Here is a 19,721-nt window from a genome sequence, read left to right as displayed (position 1 = left end):
TGACTGTTTTGCGATGTTTTTCGTAGTTCGTACGGCCTAGTGAGGGTTCTCGGAGCAGGGCCGTTCCGGTGAACTCTCGGGCACGCATAGTTTGCGCTCTCTGGATGCGGAGAGTAACGAGAATCGGGCGCAGTGTGACGGAGGCGCGCGGAGGGTGCGTCGGTGATGGCCGGTAAGGGGTATACGGGGATGCTCACGCCGGGTGACATCGCGGTCGCCGTCACCGCGCGGCCGCGTCGCGCGGACGGGGTCTCTTCGGCCTCCCCGCGGCAACGGGTTTGAACGCCGACCCCGCCGCCCTGTATGGTTCTGACCGCGCCACCAAGGTGCTTCAGGGCGATTAGCTCAGGGGGAGAGCGCTTCGTTCACACCGAAGAGGTCACTGGTTCGATCCCAGTATCGCCCACAACGACGAAGGCGGTCTGCGTCCGCAAGAAGCACGGACGCAGACCGCCTTCGTCGTTACTGCGCGGCTCCGCCGCGCGGGCGGGGGCTCTGCCCCCGCACCCCCGCTTCCCGGCAACGGGGCACGCGGCAACGTCAATCGGGTCACGCCACCGTCGCCAGGCCGCTCGTGCGCAATGGCCAGGCCGGGTCGCAGCGTTCGTCCGAGCCCGTACGCGCGAACCACGCCGTCAGGCCGCGCGCCTGCGCGCCGTGCCAGGTCGCCTGCCGCACGTGCAGCTCCGGCGCGGTCAACTCGCCCAGCCGGTCCGCGTAGCGCTGCCCGATGGCCCGTACGAGGCGCAGCGCCGCCGTCGCGTCCGCGCCCGCCTCGTGGGCGCCGGCCAGCTCCACGCCGTAGTGCTCGCACAGCGCCGTGAGGGTCCGGCTGCCCTTGCGGTAGCGGTCGAGGTGCCGGTCCAGCACCAGCGGGTCCAGCACGCACAGCGGCGCGCCGCCGAGGTACTTCGGCAGCGAGGAGGCGCGGTGCCGGCGTAACTCGCGGTCCAGCAGCGTCAGATCGAACGGGGCGTTCATCACCACCAGCGGTACGTGGCTCGCGCACTGCGCCGCCAGCGCCTTGCCGACCTCCTCCATCACCGGCGCCGGCCAGCGGCCCAGCCGCTGCAGATGCGCCAGCGTCAGCCCGTGCACCGCCGTCGCCGCGGCCGGGATCTCCACGTCGGGGGAGACGAGCCAGGACGTACAGCGGGGCGGCGAGGTGATGTGGGGCTGGACGACGACGGCTGCGGAGAGTATCCGGTCGCGTTCCACGTCCACGCCGGTCGTCTCGGTGTCGAAAGCGGCCAGCGGCCCCTCGTACCAGAGCGTCATCAGCCCAACTCCCTGGAGTTTTACGGTCGGTGGGGTCGTCCCCACCCGACCGGGTGATACCCCCAACACCCCCCGTTCGAACAATGGTTGTTTGGCGGAGAGCCGGTGCGGTGACAACAGAGAGTGAGGGCCGGGCGCGCCTCGGCCGCCCGTGGCGGGGCCGGCCCCCGTCAGCTACCGACAGCGCGTGGAAGGCAGTTGGGCCATGGCCCTCACCCGGCCGGAACCGCGCGGCCCGCTCCCCGAGCGGACCGCACCGCGGCGCGGTGCTCTCACCGCGACGGCGTGCACGGAGACGCTGCAGACCGCCTGTCTGCACGCGGTCGTTGCCGCTGCCCGCTGCACCCCGGTGCAGCCCTTCCCCGGCAGCGGCATCGACCGGCACGTCCCGGTACGGGCCGCGCACCACCCTGCCTGCCACGCACTGATCCGTGTCTTCGCCGCCCGCGCGCACCGCGCGGGCCGGCAGGGGAGGGAGACCCCGATGTACCGGCAGCCTCCGGAGCCCGACCCCGCCCATACGGACCCCGCCGTGCTCGGCGCCCTCCTCGCCCGCCATGGCTGGCGCCGGCACGGCGGTTCCACCGGCCGGTACGCGCGCTTCACCCCGCCCGGCGACGCACCGGGCGGCGCCGGCGTCCTCGTACCGTCCGACCGCGCCTTCCCCGACTGCACCGACCTGCTCGCGGAAGCCCTCACCGCGCTGGCCCGCAGCCCCGAGCCGTCCGCCCCGCTCGTGCTCACCGCAGTGGCCGTGCCCAGCGACGAGGTGAGCTGGGAGTACGGCGCCGAGCGGCGCGCCGGGCCCGCCCGGTGGGCCGACGCCGAGCGGCTGTCCGCCGCCGCCCGCGCCATGCTGCTGGCCGGCGCGCTCGCCGCCCGCCGCCCCGCGGGCTTCCACGGCGCCCGGCTGCGCCCGCACGCCGCGCGGGACGTCGAGCAGACCCTGCTCGGCCCCGGCGCCCACGCCGCCCGGCTCACCGCCTTCGTCCCCGCGCCGGAGAGCCGCGCGGTCACCACCACGCTGCTCCGCGCCCTGCGCGGCACCCGCGAGGCGGTGGACAGGCAGCACACCACCGGGGCCATGGACGCCTTCGACCACGCCGTCGAACTCGGCGGGTGCCACGAGCTGGCCGAGGCCCTGACCGCCCTCGTGCGCGGCACGGACGGCGTGCGCATCGCCCTGGCCTGGGCGCCCGCGCACCCGCCGCCGAAAGGCTTCGCCGCCGCCCCCGAGCCGGTGGAGTTCACCCCCGGCGACATCCCGGCCCTGCAGCGGGCCGCCGTGCGCTACCGGCACCGGGAGCCCTCCCTCCCGGTCCGGCTCACCGCAGCCGTCACCCGGCTCAGCCGGACGGCAGCCACCGGCCCGGGCCGGGTGCGGCTGCGGGTACTCGCGGGCGCGGACGTCACCGAGGTGCGCACGTCGCTCGACGAGGAGGCGTACCGCGTCGCCGGCCAGGCGCACCTGGCCGGCGTCCCGGTGCGGCTCAGCGGCATGCTGGAGAGCCGCGGCGGCTTCCGGCGGCTGACCGGGGCGTCGGGGGTGCGGCCCGTACCGGTGGCGGACGCCGAGGGGGACCGGCTGCCGAAGGCGCACGAGCACCTGGACTTCTTGGACGAGGCGTACGGCGACGGCTGAGAGCACAGGTCCGCGCACGCGACGCCCGATTTCGCCGTGCGCCCCCCTGTCTCGGTACGATTCACGCCGTGCCGCCGCCGCGCGCGGCACCCCGTTCCCGTGAAGGAGACCCCGTGTCCGACGTCCGTGTGATCATCAGCCGCGATGCCGCCGAGCGGGAAGAGCGCGTGGTCACGACGGGCACGACGGCCGGCGACCTCTTCCCCGGCGAGCGCACCGTGATCGCCGCCCGCGTCGCCGGCGCGCTGAAGGACCTCGCGTACGAGGTCGCCGACGGCGACGAGGTCGCGCCGGTGGAGATCGACAGCCCCGACGGGCTGGACATCCTGCGCCACTCCACCGCCCACGTCATGGCCCAGGCCGTGCAGGAGCTGTTCCCCGAGGCCAAGCTCGGCATCGGCCCGCCCATCAAGGATGGCTTCTACTACGACTTCGACGTCCCCGAGCCCTTCCACCCCGACGACCTCAAGCGCGTCGAGAAGAAGATGCAGGAGATCGTCAAGCGCGGCCAGCGCTTCTCCCGCCGCGTCACCACCGACGCCGACGCCCGCGAGGAGCTGGCCGCCGAGCCGTACAAGCTGGAGCTGATCGGCCTCAAGGGCAATGCCGCCGAGGCCGCGGAAGGCGCGTCCGCGGAGGTCGGCGCCGGCGAGCTGACGATCTACGACAACCTCGACGCCAAGACCGGCGAGCTGTGCTGGAAGGACCTCTGCCGCGGCCCCCACCTGCCGACGACGCGGCTCATCCCGGCCTTCAAGCTGATGCGCTCCGCCGCCGCGTACTGGCGCGGCAGCGAGAAGAACCCGCAGCTCCAGCGGATCTACGGCACGGCATGGCCGTCGAAGGACGAGCTGAAGGCGCACCTGGAGTTCCTGGCCGAGGCCGAGAAGCGCGACCACCGCAAGCTCGGCACCGAGCTGGACCTCTTCTCCATCCCCGAGGACATCGGCTCGGGCCTGGCGGTCTTCCACCCCAAGGGCGGCATCGTGCGCCGCGTGATGGAGGACTACTCGCGCCGGCGGCACGAGGAGTCGGGCTACGAGTTCGTCTACACCCCGCACGCGACGAAGGGGAAGCTCTTCGAGAAGTCGGGCCACCTGGACTGGTACGCCGACGGCATGTACCCGCCCATGCAGCTCGACGAGGGCCAGGACTACTACCTCAAGCCCATGAACTGCCCGATGCACAACCTGATCTTCGACGCCCGCGGCCGCTCGTACCGCGAGCTGCCGCTGCGCCTCTTCGAGTTCGGGACCGTCTACCGGTACGAGAAGTCCGGCGTCGTGCACGGCCTCACCCGGGCCCGGGGCTTCACCCAGGACGACGCGCACATCTACTGCACCAAGGAGCAGATGGCCGGCGAGCTGGACTCGCTGCTCACCTTCGTGCTGAACCTGCTGCGCGACTACGGCCTGGAGGACTTCTACCTGGAGCTGTCCACCAAGGACCCGGAGAAGTCCATCGGCTCCGACGAGGTCTGGGCGGAGGCCACCGAGACCCTGCGCCAGGCGGCGGAGAAGCAGGGCCTGCAACTGGTCATGGACCCGGGCGGGGCGGCGTTCTACGGGCCGAAGATCTCGGTGCAGGCCAAGGACGCCATCGGCAGGACGTGGCAGATGTCCACGATCCAGGTGGACTTCAACCTCCCCGAGCGCTTCGACCTGGAGTACACCGCGGCGGACGGCTCGCGGCAGCGGCCCGTGATGATCCACCGCGCCCTCTTCGGCTCCATCGAGCGGTTCTTCGCCGTCCTGCTGGAGCACTACGCGGGTGCCTTCCCGGCGTGGCTGGCGCCGGTGCAGGTCGTCGGCATCCCGATCGGCGACGACCACGTGCCGTACCTCCAGGAGGTCGCGGCGAAGATGCGGGCCCGCGGGCTGCGGGTCGAGGTCGACTCCTCCTCCGACCGGATGCAGAAGAAGATCCGCAACGCCCAGAAGGCCAAGGTCCCGTACATGCTGATCGCGGGCGACGACGACATCGCCAAGGGCGCCGTCTCCTTCCGCTACCGCAGCGGCGAGCAGAACAACGGCGTGCCGATCGACGACGCGATCGACGAGGTGGCCCGCGCCGTCGCGGAGCGCGCCGGGTCGTGATCCGGCGCGGCCGGGGGCGCCGGGCCGGGCCCGGCGCCCGGTCGGCGGGGCCGTACGCCATATGCTGCTGAGCATGACCAGTGAGCCGGAGCAGCAGCTCGGGGTCGGCACCCCGGATCAGTTCCAGCGGCTGTGGACGCCGCACCGCATGGCGTACATCCAGGGGGAGAACAAGCCCACCGGCACCGACGCGGGCGAGGGCTGCCCGTTCTGCGCGATCCCGGAGAAGTCCGACGAGGACGGGCTGATCCTCGCCCGCGGCGCACAGGTCTACGCGGTGCTGAACCTGTACCCGTACAACGGCGGGCACCTGATGGTGGTCCCGTACCGGCACGTCGCGGACTACACCGAGCTGACCGACGAGGAGACCGCGGAGCTGGCGGTCTTCACCAAGCGCGCGATGACCGCCCTGCGCACCGCGTCCGGGGCCCAGGGGTTCAACCTAGGCATGAACCAGGGCCCGGTCGCGGGCGCCGGCATCGCCGCGCACCTGCACCAGCACGTGGTGCCGCGGTGGGGCGGCGACACGAACTTCATGCCGGTCGTCAGCCACACCAAGGTGCTGCCCCAACTCCTCGCGGACACCCGCACGATGCTCGCCGCCGCCTGGCCCGCGGGCTAGCCGCCGCCCGTCCGGGCCGCCTCGTCGCGATCGCGGCGTCCGATCGGGGTGAGTTTTCCAGTGTTTCGTGCACACTGGATCGGAAAGCGGGGGGTTCGGCCACCGCTGGCACGACGGTGTGCAGGGGGGCACAGATGTCGGGTGACGAGACGGTCGTCTATGCGGAGAAATCGTGGCACCCGCGGGCGGCGAAGGTACGGCTGACGACGGACACGCTGTCCGCGGGGCGGGGCCCGCGCGTGCGGGTCCGCGACATGAACCTGATGGCCATGGCCGAGGCGTATCTGCGCGGGAAGTGGCTCGGCGGCCGCGGGATGGAGCGCGAGCTGGCGCGGATCAGGAACGGGCCGGGCGTCGTGCCGCTGATCCACGTGACCGGTTCCGCCCATGTGATCCGGGTGCGGCAGGCGGCGGCGTTCGCCCGGGCCCTCGGGGAACTGGCGGTGGAGCTGAGCGGCGGGCCCAGGGAGGTGACCGCGGCGCGGCGGCGGGCCGAGGAGGAGGGCGTGCCGCTGTGGATGGCGCGGCGCTCCGCCGCGGGGCCGCACGGCGGCTTGGTGACGGTGGCCGTCGACCGGCGGCTGATACGGGCAGACGTGTGGGCCGAGGACGCGCCCGGGACACCCGCGGTGCGGCTGCGCGGTGAGGCCGGCCTCACCAACGAGGAGCTGCAGACGAGGAATCCGCCGCTGACGGTCACCGTGGCGGGGCGGCCGGCCGTGCTCACCGTCCTCGACTCCTCGGTACGGGGGTGGGTCGCCGTGCTCCGGACGGTGAAGGTGCAGTGGGAGCTGGAGGGGCGGGACGTGGAGTCGTCCCGGCTGCTCCGCGGCGGGCGCCCGGTGGCCCTGCTCACCCGCCGCCAGGACTGGGAGGTGCGGTACGCGCCGGTGGAGCCGCTGATGGACGTGCGGTACGAGACCGCGGACCCGCTGGACGCGGTGGTGGCCCACTTCTTCGGCGCGGTGTGCGGCGCGGGTGACGAGAACGCGCTGATCCGCCTCGGCACGATGCACCCGGTGCAGGACCCGTACGGGACGGGCGGGACGGATGGCGCGAGCCGCGGCTGGGACGACCCGTGGCCCACCAACCTGGGCTCCTCGCCCGGCGGCGCCGCCGGGGGCTGGTTCGACGGCGGTGATGTCAGTGGCGGCGGTGGCGGCGGCTTCGACGGCGGCGGTGGCGGGGGAGGGGGCGGCGACGGGTGAGCCCCGGAGGCGCTCCGGTCCTTCGGAACCGGGGCGCCCGCCCTATGCCGGGTCCGCCGCCTTCGCCAGCGCCTGCGCCAGGTCCGCCCACAGGTCGTCCGGGTGCTCGATGCCCACCGAGACCCGCACCGTGCCCTCGCCGATGTCCATCGCCGCCAGCGCCGCCGCGTCGAGTTGCCGGTGCGATGTGCTGGCCGGGTGCATGACGAGCGTCTTGACGTCGCCGAGCGACGGGCTCAGCAGCGCCAGCCGCAGCGACTCGACGCACCTGCGCCCCGCGTCCCGGCCGCCCGCCAGGTCGAACGCCAGCACCCCGCCGCCCGCGGCCAGCAGCCGGGCGGCCGTCGCGCGGTCCGGATGGTCCGGCAGCCCCGGGTGGCGGACCCGGGCGACCGCCGGGTGGGCGGCGAGCCGTTCGGCCAGCGTCAGCGCCGTCGCGGACTGCCGCTCGACGCGTAGCGCCAGGGTCGCCATGCCCCGCAGCGTCAGCCACGCCGCGAACGGGTCGGCCGCCGCGCCCTGTTCGACGGCGTGCGCCCAGACCCGGCGGCGCAGCTCAGCGTCGCGGAAGACGGCGACGCCGCCCAGGACGTCGGCGTGGCCGCCGAGGTACTTGGTCGCCGAGTGCACGACGACGGCGGCGCCGTGCTCGACCGGGCGGCAGAGCAGCGGGGTGGCGAAGGTGTTGTCGACGACGCCGGTGACCCCGGCCTCCGCGGCGGCGGCGAGGAGCGCGGGCAGGTCGGTGACGGCGGTGGTGGGGTTGGCGATGGTCTCCAGGTAGAGGACCCGGGTGCGGGGCGTGCAGGCGGCCCGTACCTCGTCGGCGTCCCGGCCGGAGACGTACGTGACCGACACTCCCCAGCGCTCCGCCAGATCGGTCAGCGTCGCGTACGTGCCGCCGTACAGCGAGCGCTGCGCGATGACGTGGTCGCCCGCGGAGAGCAGGCTGAGCAGCACGGCGTTGATCGCGCCCATGCCGGACGCGAACGCCAGCCCGCCCGCGCCCCCTTCGAGGTCGCTGACGGCCTCCTCCAGCGCGCGGACGGTCGGGTTGCCGAAGCGGCTGTAGAGGTACGCGCCGTCCGGGTCGTGGAAGGCGGCGGCCATCGCGTCGGCGGAGTCGAACGAGAAGACGTGCCCCTGGTGGATCGGCACGGTCACCGGGCGGCTGCCCTCGGGGACCGGCACGGGCGGATGGGCGGTACGGGTCGAGGGGTGCAGGTCGGCGCTCATGGCGAAAGTCTCCGCGGCGAATGGGTTGCCGGAACAGGGCCAATTCCGGGAGATTGGTCCGCCATGGACACCGACGACGTGCGGGCCTCCGACCTGGTGGCCGCCCTCGGCCGCTGGTCGGCCGGCCGCGGCCCGCTGTACGTGCTGCTCGCCGCCCGGCTCCGCCGGCTGGTCGACGAGGGCCGGCTGCGCCCGGGCGCCGCCCTGCCGCCGGAGCGGGCGCTCGCGGCGGCGCTGGCCGTGGGGCGCACGACGGTGGTCGCGGCCTACGGCGTACTGCGCCAGGAGGGCCGCGTCGTACGGCGGCAGGGGAGCGGCACCCGCGTCGCGGAGGCGGCGCTCGTGCCGGGGCGCACCGCGGAGACCGCGAACCCGCTCTTCCTCAACCTGCTGGAGCCGGCCGACGGCGTGATCCTGCTGAGCTGCGCCGCCCCCGACGGCCCGCCGCCCGAACTCGCCCGCGCCTACCGCGATCTGACCCTGCCCGCGACCGGCCTCGGCTACCATCCCGCCGGGCTGCCGGCCCTGCGCGCCGCCGTCGCCGCCCGCTACGCCGCCCGCGGCATCCCCACCGACCCGGCGCAGATCCTCGTCACCACCGGCGGCCAGCAGGCGCTGGCGCTGCTGACCCGGCTGTTCGTCGCCCCCGGCGACCCGGTGCTGGTCGAGGCGCCGGCGTACCCCGGCGCGCTGGACCTGTTCCGGGAGGCGGGCGCCGTGCTGCGGCCCGTGCCGGTGGGGCCGCACGGGATCGACGTGGACGCCGCCGTGCGGACGCTAGCGGAGCACCGGCCGGCGCTCGCGTACGTCGGCTCGGTGCACCAGAACCCGACCGCCGCCGTGCTGCCGCCGCTGCGCGGGCGGCGGCTCGCGGAGGCGGCGGGGCACTTCGGCGTACCGCTGGTGGACGACGAGGTGGTGGCGGACCTCGCGTTCGAGGGCGCCGCGCCGCCTTCGCTCGCCGCGTCCGCGGAGGGCGCCGAGGTCATCAGCGTCGGGTCGCTGAGCAAGGTGGTGTGGGGCGGGCTGCGCATCGGCTGGGTGCGCGCCCCCGCGGGGGTCGTCACCCGGCTCGCCCGGCTGAAGGCCGTCCACGACCTCGGCACCGACGTGCCGGCGCAGCTCGTCGCCGGCTCCCTGCTGGCCGCGTACGAACCGCTGCTCGCCCGCCGCCGCGCCGAACTGCGCGCCGCCCACGACCATCTGCGCGCCGAGCTGGCCCGGCTGCTGCCCTCCTGGGACTGCCCGCCGGTGCCCGGCGGGCAGACGGTGTGGCTGCGGCTGCCGTACGGGGACGGGGTGTCCTTCGCGCAGGTCGCGCTCCGGCACGGGGTCGCCGTCCTGCCCGGCGCCTGCGTGGACGCCGCCGGGGGCAGCGGCCCGTATCTGCGGCTGCACTTCTGCTCCCCGCGGGACGTGCTCACCGAGGCCGTCGAGCGGCTGACCGCGGCCTGGACGGCGTACGACGGGAGCTCCCGCCCGGCGACGCCCGCGGCCCTCGGCGGCGTGACGGTGTGACGGGGGCAGAACCCCCGCCCGCGTGCGCCGTGTGCGCCGTCAGGCGTCGTACACGTCCGCCCGCCGCGGCTCCGCGCCCTGCACCATCCCGCTGAGCGCCATCGACCGGCCGGCGAAGTTCGTGGTGTCCACGTTGTTCTCCTCCAGCACCCGCAGCGCGGCCTGGTGCACCACCCGCAGCACCGGCGTCGCCGCGCGCAGCGCGTCGTCCGCCATGAAGCGGTGCCGCCACGGCTTGTCCGCCCACACGTGCCGCAGCCCGAAGGGCTCGGGGAGCTTCAGCTTGCCGCCCAGGTAGTCCAGCAGCGGCGGATACCAGGTGAACGGCGCCCGCGCGGCCAGCCGCACCACCTCGCGGGTACGGACCAGGGGGAGCGGCTTCTCCTTGGTCTCCCAGAACTTCATGCCGCTCACGGTCTTCGTCTCGCGGCTGGGCTTGCTGGTGAACAGCGGGTGCACCGGGCCCAGCGCGTGCCCCGTGACCTCGATGCGCAGCGTCTGGTGCAGCACGGTCACGGAGACCAGCAGCGTGATGACCAACTGGCCGTCCCAGAGCGTGAACTGCACGCCCAGATAGTGCCGGTTGCCCGCGCCGAACTGCTGCTCGTTGCAGATCCGCTGGACCTCGAAGTCCCGTACGGAATAGCCGTCCACGATCGTGCCGCCGGGCCGGGCGACCTCGCCCGCGCCCTCGCCTATCGGCGAGACGATCCAGTGCTTTATCGCGGGTGCCGGGAAGCCGCCGGTGTGCAGCGGGGTGCGCTCCAGCATGCGCAACTGGTCGTGCACCGCCTTGGCGATGTCCCAACTGCGGAAGGGGTTGATCTCGCCGCCGGACTCCTTCGGCTTGAGGTCCTCCGCCAGGTGCCAGGCGCCCCAGCGGGTGCCCATGCCGAGTATCCCCTTGGGGCCCGCGTAGAAGACGACGTTGCTGTGCTGCTCCGCCGACAGCTTCGCCAGGCCCAGCCGCAGCCGCTCCGCGCTGGCGTCGCCGGGGTTGCTCGGCACCGCCTCGGGGATCTTGGCGCCGAGGCCGCCGCCGGACAGCAGCGCCGTCCAGTGCTCGCGCAGGCCCTTGGCGTACTGCTCACAGATCCGGTTCGCCCAGAACCACCCTATGATCGGCGCGACCAGCAGGCCGCGCAGATAGATGTACAGCAGGCCGCCGAGCGGCATCGTGATGAAGAGGTAGATGGCGGCGACGCCGATGATGCCGAGCAGCACGTACCCCACCGCGCCGACGCGCTTGTCCGACGCGCCGGCCAGGGTGCGGCGGAGCTGGAAGACGCCGAGCCAGAGCAGCACCCCGGGCAGGAAGAGCAGCCCGAAGACGCCCATCACCACGGTCAGCCGGGTGTCGCGCTCCTTGCGGTAGCGGTTGGCCGCCAGGCAGTGCTCCAGCACCGCCTGCGGCTCCGTGCCGAACGACTGGATGAGGGGCTTGCGGCCGTCGGCGAGCATGCGCACCGTGACGGCGCGCGCGAATGCCTCGCCCAGGTTCGGCTCGAAGAGCGAGAGCCGGCCCTTCTTGAAGTCCGACTTGCTCCAGTCGTTGTTGGCGTCGAGGAGCTTGGTGACGGCGCTGTCGCGGTACGCCGTGGAGGCGAGCGCGTGCGTCGCCGCCGTCTGACCCTGGGCGCCCGAGAGCGGCACCTGTGCGCGCGGGGCGAAGTCGAACTCCAGCCCCTCAGAACCTGCCACTGCCGCCCCCAACGCCGCGCGTCCGCCCCGGTGATGGGGCCGGGCCCGCGGGCAAGCGGGCCCGACCACCAATGTGCCCCAGCCTAGCCGCGGTCAACCTTCGCCAGCCTGCCGATCACGGATCTTCGCCGCCAACTGCTGCGGCATCGGCTCGTGTCTGGCGTACGAGCGGTCGAAGCGGCCCGTGCCGTGCGACAGGGAGCGGAGATCCACCGCGTACCTGCCGATCTCGAACTCCGGCACCTCCGCGCGCACCAGCGTCCGGCCGCCGCCGGCCTGCTCGGTGCCGACCACCCGGCCGCGCCGCCCGGACAGGTCGCTCATCACCGGGCCCACGTACTCGTCCGCGACGAGCACGCCGATCTCGGCGACCGGCTCCAGCAGGTGGATCTGCACCTGCGCCGCGGCCTCCCGCAGCGCCAGCGCGCCCGCCGTCTGGAACGCGGCGTCGGAGGAGTCCACCGAGTGCGCCTTGCCGTCGACGAGCGTGATCCGCACGTCGACCAGCGGATAGCCGGTGGCCACGCCTTTGACCGCCTGGCCGCGTACGCCCTTCTCCACCGACGGGATGAACTGCCGCGGCACCGCGCCGCCGATCACCTTGTCCACGAACTCGATGCCCGAGCCCTCCGGCAGCGGCTCGACCTCGATCTCGCAGATGGCGTACTGCCCGTGGCCGCCGGACTGCTTGACGTGCCGCCCGCGCGCCGCCGACCGGCCGGAGAACGTCTCGCGCAGCGACACCTTGTGGTCCACCGAGTCGACCTGCACGCCGTACCGCGTGCGCAGCCGCTCCAGCGCCACGTCGCGGTGCGCCTCGCCCAGGCACCAGAGCACCAACTGCCGCGTCGAGGAGTTCTGTTCCAGCCGCATGGTCGGATCCTCCGCGCACAGCCGCGCCAGGCCCTGCGACAGCTTGTCCTCGTCCTGCTTGGTGTGCGCCTCGATGGCCACCGGCAGCAGCGGGTCGGGCATCACCCACGGCGCCATCAGCAGCGGCTCGTCCTTGGCCGAGACCGTGTCACCGGTCTCCGCGCCGTTCAGCTTGCCCACGCAGGCGATGTCGCCGGCGATGGCCGCGTCCAGCGGGCGCTGGAGCTTGCCGAACGGGGCGGTCAGCGAGCCGATCCGCTCGTCGGTGTCGTGGTCCTCGTGGCCGCGGTCCTCCATGCCGTGCCCCGAGACGTGCACCGTCTGGTCGGGGCGCAGGGTGCCGGAGAAGACGCGCAGCAGCGAGAGCCTGCCGATGTACGGGTCCGAGGACGTCCTGACCACCTCGGCGGCCAGCGGCCCTGCCGGGTCGCAGGCCAGTTCCGCGCGCTCCTCGCCGCGCACGCTGGTCACGTCGGGGATCCGGCGCTCCGGCGGGGTGGGGAAGCCGCCGGTGATCAGCTCCAGCAGCTCGACCGTGCCGAGCCCCTGCGTGCCGCCCTCGGCGGCGGGCGCCGCGGCCAGCACCGGGTGGAACACCCCGCGCGCGACCGCCTTCTCCAGGTCCTGCACGAGCGTCTTGACCTCGACGTCCTCGCCGCCGAGGTAGCGGTCCATGAGGGACTCGTCCTCGCTCTCGGAGATGATGCCCTCGATGAGCCGGTTGCGCGCCTCCTCGATCAGCGGCAGCTCCTCCTCGCGAGGCGGTCTGTCCTCGCGGGCGCCGGAGGTGTAGTCGAAGACGCGCTGCGTGAGCAGGCCGATCAGCCCGTGCACGGGCGCGTGGCCGTCCGCGGCCTGCTCGCCGAGCAGCGGCAGGTACAGCGGCAGCACGGCGTCGGGGTCGTCGCCGCCGAACGCCTCCCGGCAGGTCTCCGTCATCTGGTCGAAGTCGGCTCTGGCGGCGTCCAGATGCGTGACGACGATCGCCCGCGGCATCCCGACCGCCGCGCACTCGTCCCACAGCATCCGGGTCGCGCCGTCCACGCCGTCCGCGGCCGAGACGACGAAGAGGGCCGCGTCCGCGGCGCGCAGACCGGCCCGTAGCTCCCCGACGAAGTCCGCGTAGCCGGGGGTGTCCAGCAGATTGATCTTGATGCCGTCCCATTCCACCGGGACCAGCGAGAGCTGCACCGAGCGTTGCTGGCGCTGTTCGATCTCGTCGTAGTCGGATACGCAGCCGCCGTCCTCGACCCGGCCGGCCCGGGTGAGCGCCTTCGTGGTCAGCGCCAGCGCCTCCACCAGCGTCGTCTTGCCGGATCCGCTATGGCCGACCAGCGCCACGTTCCGAATGTCGGAGGGCCGGGCGGCCGCCGCTGCCCTGCCGGCGGCTCCGGGGTGTGCGTTTGCCTTGTCACCCATGTGTCTCGCCTCCGTCTGACACGTGCGGTGCATTCGAGCTTTGCACCGCGGTCAGACCCCGTCCATAGCACGGACGGCTTCGGAACCGGCCACCGGCCGGACGTGCGTACGGGCCGCCGGTCAGGGGCCTACGGCCCGCGCGCCCCCGCCGGGGCGCTGGCTACGATGGCTGCGCTACCTTGAGCGACTTCCACCGACGAGTCCCCCGGCCAGCCGCGGGGGCCCGCCGACCGGCGACCCTGGGACGGCCATGCTGAACAAGTACGCGCGTGCGATCTTCACGCGTGTCTTCGCACCGATCGCCGCGATGCTGCTGCGTCGTGGCGTGAGCCCGGACACCGTCACCTTCGTGGGCACCCTCGGGGTGATGGCGGGCGCCTTGGCCTTCTTCCCGCGCGGGGAGTTCTTCTGGGGCACGGTGATCATCACCCTCTTCGTCTTCTCCGACCTGATCGACGGCACCATGGCCCGCCAGTCGGGCCGCTCCAGCCGCTGGGGCGCGTTCCTGGACTCGACGCTCGACCGGGCCGCGGACTCCGCCGTCTTCGGCGGCATCGCCCTCTGGTACGCGGGCGGCGGCGACGACCTCGTGCTGTGCGCGGTGGCGATCTTCTGCCTCGCCGGCGGCCAGGTCGTCTCGTACACGAAGGCCCGCGGCGAGAGCATCGGGCTGGCGGTGAAGGTCAACGGCCTGATGGAGCGCGCCGACCGGCTGGTGATCACGCTGGTGCTCGCCGGCTTCGCGGGCATGGAGCGCACCTTCGGCATCCCCCACATCGACCTCCTGCTGCCCATCGCGCTGTGGGCGGTCGCCGCGGGCAGCGCCGTCACGCTCTTCCAGCGGATGGTGACCGTGCACCGGGAAGCCGCGGAGAAGGACGCCGCCGACCCGCTGCCGCCGCCCGCGCCGCGCGGCGGCCCGCCCCCGGAGGCCGAGGCCGCGTCGGCGGACCAGGAGAGCGCGTGAAGGAGCGCCTGACCGACGGGATGTACGGCCTGGGCTGGGCCGCCGTGAAACGGCTGCCCGAGCCCGCCGCCAACGCCCTCGGCAGGCGCATCGCCGACACCGCCTGGCGCCGCGACGGCAAGGGCGTACGGCGGCTGACGTCGAACCTCGCCCGCGTCGTCCCGGACGCCGGGCCCGAGCGGCTGGCCGCGCTCAGCCGGGCCGGCATGCGCTCGTACATGCGCTACTGGATGGAGTCCTTCCGGCTGCCGGCCTGGAGCAAGCAGCGCGTCCGCGACGGCTTCGACCCCCGGGACGTGCACTTCCTCGAGGACGGCCTCGCCGGGGACACCGGCGTGATCCTCGCGCTGCCGCACATGGGCAACTGGGACCTGGCGGGCGCCTGGGTCACCACCAAGCTGGGGGTCCCCTTCACCACCGTGCAGGAGCGGCTGAAGCCGGAGTCGCTGTACGACCGCTTCGTCGCGTACCGCGAGAGCCTGGGCATGGAGGTGCTCGCGCACGGCGGCGCGAGCGCCTACGGCACCCTCGCCAGACGGCTGCGCGGCGGCGGTCTCGTGTGCCTGGTCGCCGACCGCGACCTGTCGGCCACCGGCGTCGAGGTGGACTTCTTCGGCTCCGCCGCCCGGATGCCCGCGGGACCCGCGCTGCTCGCCCAGCAGACCGGCGCGCTGCTGCTGCCCGTCACGCTCTGGTACGACGACTCTCCCGTCCTGCAAGGGAGGGTGCACGCGCCCGTCGAGGTGCCCGCGACCGGCACCCGCGCCGAGAAGACCGCCGTGATGACGCAGGCGATGGCCGACGACTTCGCCGCCGGCATCGCCGAGCACCCGGAGGACTGGCACATGCTGCAGCGCTTCTGGCTGGCGGACCTGGAGTCGCGGTGAGGGTCGGGATCGTCTGCCCGTACTCCTGGGAGGCGCCCGGCGGGGTGCAGTTCCACGTCCGGGACCTGGCCGAGCACCTGCGCGCCGCCGGCCACGAGGTCTCCGTCCTCGCGCCCGCGGACGACGACACCCCGCTGCCCGAGTACGTCGTGGGGGCCGGCCGCGCCGTCCCCGTGCCGTACAACGGATCCGTGGCGCGCATCAACTTCGGCTTCCTGTCCGCCGCCCGGGTGCGCCGCTGGGTGCGCGACGGCGACTTCGACGTGCTGCACATCCACGAGCCGGCCGCGCCGTCGCTCGCCCTGCTGGCCGTCTGGGCGGCGAAGGGGCCGATCGTGGCCACGTTCCACATGTCGAGCCCGCGCTCGCGCGGCATGATCGCCGCGTACCCGATCCTGCAGTCCGCGCTGGAGAAGATCAGCGCGCGCATCGCGGTCAGCGAGTACGCGCGCCGCACCCTGGTCGAGCACCTGGGCGGCGACGCCGTCGTCATCCCCAACGGCGTCGACGTCTCCTTCTTCGAGGGGGCCGGGCCCAAGGCCGAGTGGCAGGGCCGCACGCTGGGCTTCATCGGCCGGATCGACGAGCCGCGCAAGGGTCTGCCGGTGCTGATGGAGGCGTTCCCGCGGATCCTGGAGCGGGTGCCGGACGCCCGCCTGCTGGTCGCCGGGCGCGGTGACCCGGCCGAGGTCGCCGGGCACCTGGCGCCCGAGGTGCGCGAGCGGGTGCGGTTCCTCGGCATGGTCAGCGACGAGGACAAGGCGCGGCTGCTGCGCAGCGTCGACCTGTACGTCGCGCCGAACACCGGGGGCGAGTCGTTCGGCATCATCCTCGTCGAGGCGATGTCCGCGGGCGCGCCCGTGCTCGCCGCCGACCTCGACGCCTTCGTGCAGGTGCTGGACGGCGGCACGGCGGGCGAGGTGTTCGCCCGCGGGGACGCCGGGGACCTGGCCGAGCGGGCGGCCGGGCTGCTGCTGGACGACGCCCGCAGGGCCGAGCTGCGCGAGCGCGGCAGCCGGCACGTACAGCGCTTCGACTGGTCGACGGTCGGCGCGGACATCCTGGCGGTGTACGAGACGGTGACCCAGGGCGCCGCGTCGGTGGCGGAGGACGAGCGCGCCGGCCGCTGGGCGGCCCGCTTCGGCCCCACCCGCGACCGGGAGGCATGACGTGTCGACCGCCCTGACCCTGCTGCTCGTCGCCGTCGGGCTCTGCCTGATCGGCGTCTACCTGAGCTGGACCGCCGGCCGGCTCGACCGGCTGCACACCCGCATCGACGCCGCCAAGGCGGCCCTCGACGCCCAACTGCTGCGCCGCGCCTCGGTGGCGCAGGAGCTGGCCACCAGCGGCGTGCTCGACCCGGCCGCCTCGATCGTGCTCTACGAAGCCGCGCACGCCGCCCGGCAGGCGGAGGAGGACCAGCGCGAGGTCGCCGAGAGCGAGCTGAGCCAGGCGCTGCGGGCGGTCTTCGAGGCGCCGGAGCAGGTGGAGGCGGTGCGCGGGGCGCCGGGCGGCGAGGAGGCCGTACACGAGCTGGCGGAGGCCGCGCGGCGGGTGCCGATGGCGAGGCGCTTCCACAACGACGCGGTACGGGCGGCGCGGGCGCTGCGCCGGCACCGCAAGGTGCGCTGGTTCCGGCTGGCCGGGCACGCGCCGTTCCCGCTGGCGGTCGAGATGGACGACGAGCCGCCGCCGGCGCTGACCGACCGCGCCCCCGCGAGCTGACCCCCGCCGCCCGCCGGGCGGCCACAGCTTGCCGATTGGCTCTTTCCCGACCCCTCCCGCCTGGGGTTTCCTTGACGGTGGCGCGCGTTCGGGCCCGGCGTCCGAACGTGTTTACGATGGAAGCAGCGCACCGTACGCCACCCACACATCCACACCGCACCCATCACCGAGCGAGGTTCCACCGTGTCCAGCACGCCCAGCTCCGCCCCCCAGTCGTCGGCCCCCGAGACCGGCACCGCACGCGTCAAGCGCGGCATGGCCGAGCAGCTCAAGGGCGGCGTGATCATGGACGTCGTCACGCCCGAGCAGGCGAAGATCGCCGAGGACGCGGGCGCCGTCGCGGTGATGGCCCTGGAGCGGGTGCCCGCCGACATCCGCAAGGACGGCGGCGTGGCGCGCATGTCGGACCCCGACATGATCGAGGGCATCATCGAGGCCGTCTCCATCCCCGTGATGGCCAAGTCCCGCATCGGCCACTTCGTGGAGGCCCAGATCCTCCAGGCGCTCGGCGTCGACTACATCGACGAGTCCGAGGTGCTCACCCCCGCCGACGAGGTCAACCACTCCGACAAGTGGGCCTTCACCACCCCCTTCGTCTGCGGTGCCACCAACCTCGGCGAGGCCCTGCGCCGGATCGCCGAGGGCGCCGCCATGATCCGCTCCAAGGGCGAGGCCGGCACCGGGAACGTGGTCGAGGCCGTCCGCCACCTGCGCCAGATCAAGAACGAGATCGGCGCCCTGCGCGGCCTGGACAGCCACGAGCTGTACGCCGCCGCCAAGGAGCTGCGGGCCCCGTACGAGGTCGTCGCCGAGGTCGCGAAGCTCGGCAAGCTGCCCGTCGTGCTCTTCTCCGCGGGCGGCGTCGCCACCCCCGCCGACGCGGCGCTGATGCGCCAGCTCGGTGCCGAGGGCGTCTTCGTCGGCTCCGGCATCTTCAAGTCCGGCGACCCGGCCAAGCGCGCCGCCGCCATCGTCAAGGCCACCACCTTCTACGACGACCCGAAGGTCGTCGCGGACGCCTCCCGCAACCTCGGCGAGGCCATGGTCGGCATCAACCTCGACACCCTGGACGACGCCGAGCGCTACGCCGGCCGGGGCTGGTGAGGTCGGCAGCCATGGGCACCGCCCCCGCCATCGGCGTCCTCGCCCTCCAGGGCGACGTACGCGAGCACCTGGCCGCCCTGGAAGCGGCCGGTGCGCACGCCGTGCCGGTCCGCAGGCCGGCGGAGCTGGCGGAGGTCTCCGGCCTGGTCATCCCCGGTGGCGAGTCCACCACGATGTCCAAGCTCGCGGTCGCCTTCGGGCTGCTGGAGCCGCTGCGCGAGCGGGTGCGGTCGGGGATGCCCGCGTACGGCTCCTGCGCCGGCATGATCATGCTGGCGGACAAGATCCTCGACCCGCGCTCCGGGCAGGAGACCGTCGGCGGCATCGACATGATCGTGCGCCGCAACGCCTTCGGCCGGCAGAACGAGTCGTTCGAGGTGCCGCTGGAAGTGGCCGGCGTCCCCGGCGGCCCGGTGCACGGCGTGTTCATCCGGGCGCCGTGGGTGGAGTCCACCGGCGCCCGGGTGGAGCGGCTGGCGGAGGCCGGCGGGCATCCCGTCGCCGTCCGGCAGGGTCCGCTGCTGGCGACGTCGTTCCATCCCGAACTCACCGGCGACCACCGCGTGCACGCCCTCTTCGCGGATATGGTGCGCCGGGCCGCCTGACCGGCACCGGTAGGATCGACGAGTTCGTTGCCGGTTAGTCGAATGCGCGGAACGCGGAATGGAGCGGGGCTGTGTCCGGCCACTCTAAGTGGGCAACCACCAAGCACAAGAAGGCCGTGATCGATGCCAAGCGAGGAAAGCTCTTCGCCAAGCTGATCAAGAACGTCGAGGTCGCGGCGCGGCAGGGGGGAGCCGACCCCGACGGAAATCCCACGCTGTACGACGCGATCCAGAAGGCCAAGAAGCAGTCCGTCCCGAACAAGAACATCGACAGCGCCGTCAAGCGCGGCGCCGGTCTCGAAGCGGGCGGCGCCGAGTACGAGACGATCATGTACGAGGGCTACGGCCCCAACGGCGTGGCCGTGCTCATCGAGTGCCTGACGGACAACCGCAACCGCGCCGCCTCCGACGTCCGCGTCGCCATGACGCGCAACGGCGGCTCGATGGCCGACCCCGGCTCCGTGTCGTACCTGTTCAACCGCAAGGGCGTGGTGATCGTCCCCAAGGGCGAGCTGGGTGAGGACGACGTGCTGGGCGCGGTGCTGGACGCCGGCGCCGAGGAGGTCAACGACCTGGGCGAGTCCTTCGAGGTGCTCAGCGAGGCCGGCGACATGGTCGCGGTCCGCACCGCGCTGCAGGACGCCGGGATCGACTACGACTCGGCCGAGGCCAACTTCGTCCCCACCATGCAGGTGGAGCTGGACGAGGAGGGCGCCCGCAAGATCTTCCGGCTCATCGACGCCCTGGAGGACAGCGACGACGTCCAGAACGTCTTCGCCAACTTCGACGTCTCCGACGAGGTCATGGAGAAGGCCACCGCCTGAGCCGTACGCGCACACC

Annotated in this window: 16 protein-coding genes and 1 tRNA gene; 13 read left to right on the top strand and 4 right to left on the bottom strand. The window is 73.5% G+C overall.

What is annotated here, in order from left to right; genetic code table 11:
• The first annotated feature begins 334 nt into the window (after nt 1–334).
• Nucleotides 335–406: transfer RNA gene (locus ACFYVJ_RS22265), tRNA-Val, on the top strand.
• Nucleotides 407–549: 143 nt separating this feature from the next.
• On the opposite strand, the gene ACFYVJ_RS22260 is transcribed toward ACFYVJ_RS22265, so the two are convergent.
• Nucleotides 550–1,278, bottom strand: coding sequence for a 3'-5' exonuclease (locus ACFYVJ_RS22260; RefSeq protein WP_388893984.1), 729 nt, complete (start codon nt 1,276–1,278; stop codon nt 550–552).
• Nucleotides 1,279–1,762: 484 nt separating this feature from the next.
• On the opposite strand from ACFYVJ_RS22260, the gene ACFYVJ_RS22255 reads away from it, so the two are divergent.
• The 4 genes from ACFYVJ_RS22255 to ACFYVJ_RS22240 all read left to right on the top strand — a co-directional run bounded on the left by ACFYVJ_RS22255 (nt 1,763) and on the right by ACFYVJ_RS22240 (nt 6,846).
• Complete coding sequence (locus ACFYVJ_RS22255) at nt 1,763–2,920, top strand: hypothetical protein (RefSeq protein WP_388894275.1); 1,158 nt, start codon at nt 1,763–1,765, stop codon at nt 2,918–2,920.
• A gap of 113 nt (nt 2,921–3,033) precedes the next feature.
• Complete coding sequence (gene thrS, locus ACFYVJ_RS22250) at nt 3,034–5,016, top strand: threonine--tRNA ligase (protein WP_388893982.1); 1,983 nt, start codon at nt 3,034–3,036, stop codon at nt 5,014–5,016.
• Nucleotides 5,017–5,077: 61 nt separating this feature from the next.
• Nucleotides 5,078–5,638: an HIT family protein gene (locus ACFYVJ_RS22245; protein WP_388893980.1), complete on the top strand. Its 561-nt coding sequence runs from the start codon at nt 5,078–5,080 to the stop codon at nt 5,636–5,638.
• 134 nt (nt 5,639–5,772) lie between these two features.
• Entirely contained in the window at nt 5,773–6,846 is a 1,074-nt protein-coding gene (locus ACFYVJ_RS22240; RefSeq protein WP_388893978.1) for a hypothetical protein, read from the top strand.
• Nucleotides 6,847–6,888: 42 nt separating this feature from the next.
• On the opposite strand, the gene ACFYVJ_RS22235 is transcribed toward ACFYVJ_RS22240, so the two are convergent.
• Nucleotides 6,889–8,082 carry a trans-sulfuration enzyme family protein gene (locus tag ACFYVJ_RS22235; protein ID WP_388893976.1) on the bottom strand — a complete coding sequence of 398 codons (1,194 nt, stop codon included), beginning with the start codon at nt 8,080–8,082 and terminating at the stop codon, nt 6,889–6,891.
• Between the two features lie 63 nt (nt 8,083–8,145).
• Here ACFYVJ_RS22235 and ACFYVJ_RS22230 point away from each other — a divergent pair, with 63 nt between their 5' ends.
• Nucleotides 8,146–9,600, top strand: a complete 1,455-nt coding sequence (locus tag ACFYVJ_RS22230; RefSeq protein WP_388893973.1) for a PLP-dependent aminotransferase family protein — start codon at nt 8,146–8,148, stop codon at nt 9,598–9,600.
• Nucleotides 9,601–9,639: 39 nt separating this feature from the next.
• Here the strand turns inward: ACFYVJ_RS22230 and ACFYVJ_RS22225 are convergent, their stop codons facing one another.
• Both ACFYVJ_RS22225 and ACFYVJ_RS22220 read right to left on the bottom strand, forming a co-directional pair.
• The gene (locus ACFYVJ_RS22225; protein ID WP_388894272.1) at nt 9,640–11,253 is read right to left on the bottom strand and encodes a hypothetical protein; all 1,614 of its coding nucleotides are present in this window, start codon (nt 11,251–11,253) and stop codon (nt 9,640–9,642) included.
• A 141-nt stretch (nt 11,254–11,394) separates the two neighbouring features.
• Nucleotides 11,395–13,593, bottom strand: a complete 2,199-nt coding sequence (locus tag ACFYVJ_RS22220) for an elongation factor G-like protein EF-G2 (protein ID WP_388893971.1) — start codon at nt 13,591–13,593, stop codon at nt 11,395–11,397.
• Between the two features lie 250 nt (nt 13,594–13,843).
• Here ACFYVJ_RS22220 and pgsA point away from each other — a divergent pair, with 250 nt between their 5' ends.
• The 7 genes from pgsA (at nt 13,844) to ACFYVJ_RS22185 (ending at nt 19,705) form a co-directional block, all read left to right on the top strand.
• Nucleotides 13,844–14,560, top strand: a complete 717-nt coding sequence (pgsA, locus tag ACFYVJ_RS22215; RefSeq protein ID WP_388893969.1) for a phosphatidylinositol phosphate synthase — start codon at nt 13,844–13,846, stop codon at nt 14,558–14,560.
• A 20-nt stretch (nt 14,561–14,580) separates the two neighbouring features.
• Complete coding sequence (locus tag ACFYVJ_RS22210) at nt 14,581–15,447, top strand: phosphatidylinositol mannoside acyltransferase (RefSeq protein WP_388894269.1); 867 nt, start codon at nt 14,581–14,583, stop codon at nt 15,445–15,447.
• Nucleotides 15,444–16,616: a glycosyltransferase family 4 protein gene (locus tag ACFYVJ_RS22205; RefSeq protein WP_388893967.1), complete on the top strand. Its 1,173-nt coding sequence runs from the start codon at nt 15,444–15,446 to the stop codon at nt 16,614–16,616. Before ACFYVJ_RS22210 ends, ACFYVJ_RS22205 begins: the two co-directional genes overlap by 4 nt.
• Nucleotide 16,617: 1 nt before the next feature.
• Complete coding sequence (locus ACFYVJ_RS22200) at nt 16,618–17,172, top strand: hypothetical protein (protein WP_388893965.1); 555 nt, start codon at nt 16,618–16,620, stop codon at nt 17,170–17,172.
• Between the two features lie 183 nt (nt 17,173–17,355).
• Nucleotides 17,356–18,276, top strand: a complete 921-nt coding sequence (gene pdxS / locus ACFYVJ_RS22195; RefSeq protein ID WP_101425516.1) for a pyridoxal 5'-phosphate synthase lyase subunit PdxS — start codon at nt 17,356–17,358, stop codon at nt 18,274–18,276.
• Nucleotides 18,277–18,287: 11 nt separating this feature from the next.
• Complete coding sequence (gene pdxT / locus ACFYVJ_RS22190; protein ID WP_388893962.1) at nt 18,288–18,881, top strand: pyridoxal 5'-phosphate synthase glutaminase subunit PdxT; 594 nt, start codon at nt 18,288–18,290, stop codon at nt 18,879–18,881.
• Nucleotides 18,882–18,952: 71 nt separating this feature from the next.
• On the top strand, nt 18,953–19,705 hold the full coding sequence (locus ACFYVJ_RS22185) for a YebC/PmpR family DNA-binding transcriptional regulator (protein WP_388893960.1): 753 nt from the start codon (nt 18,953–18,955) through the stop codon (nt 19,703–19,705).
• Nucleotides 19,706–19,721 lie beyond the last annotated feature (16 nt).

Origin of the sequence: Streptomyces sp. NPDC004134 (genome assembly GCF_042874195.1) — a bacterium.
GTDB lineage: Bacteria > Actinomycetota > Actinomycetes > Streptomycetales > Streptomycetaceae > Streptomyces.
This window is presented reverse-complemented; position numbering and strand designations above follow the sequence as displayed.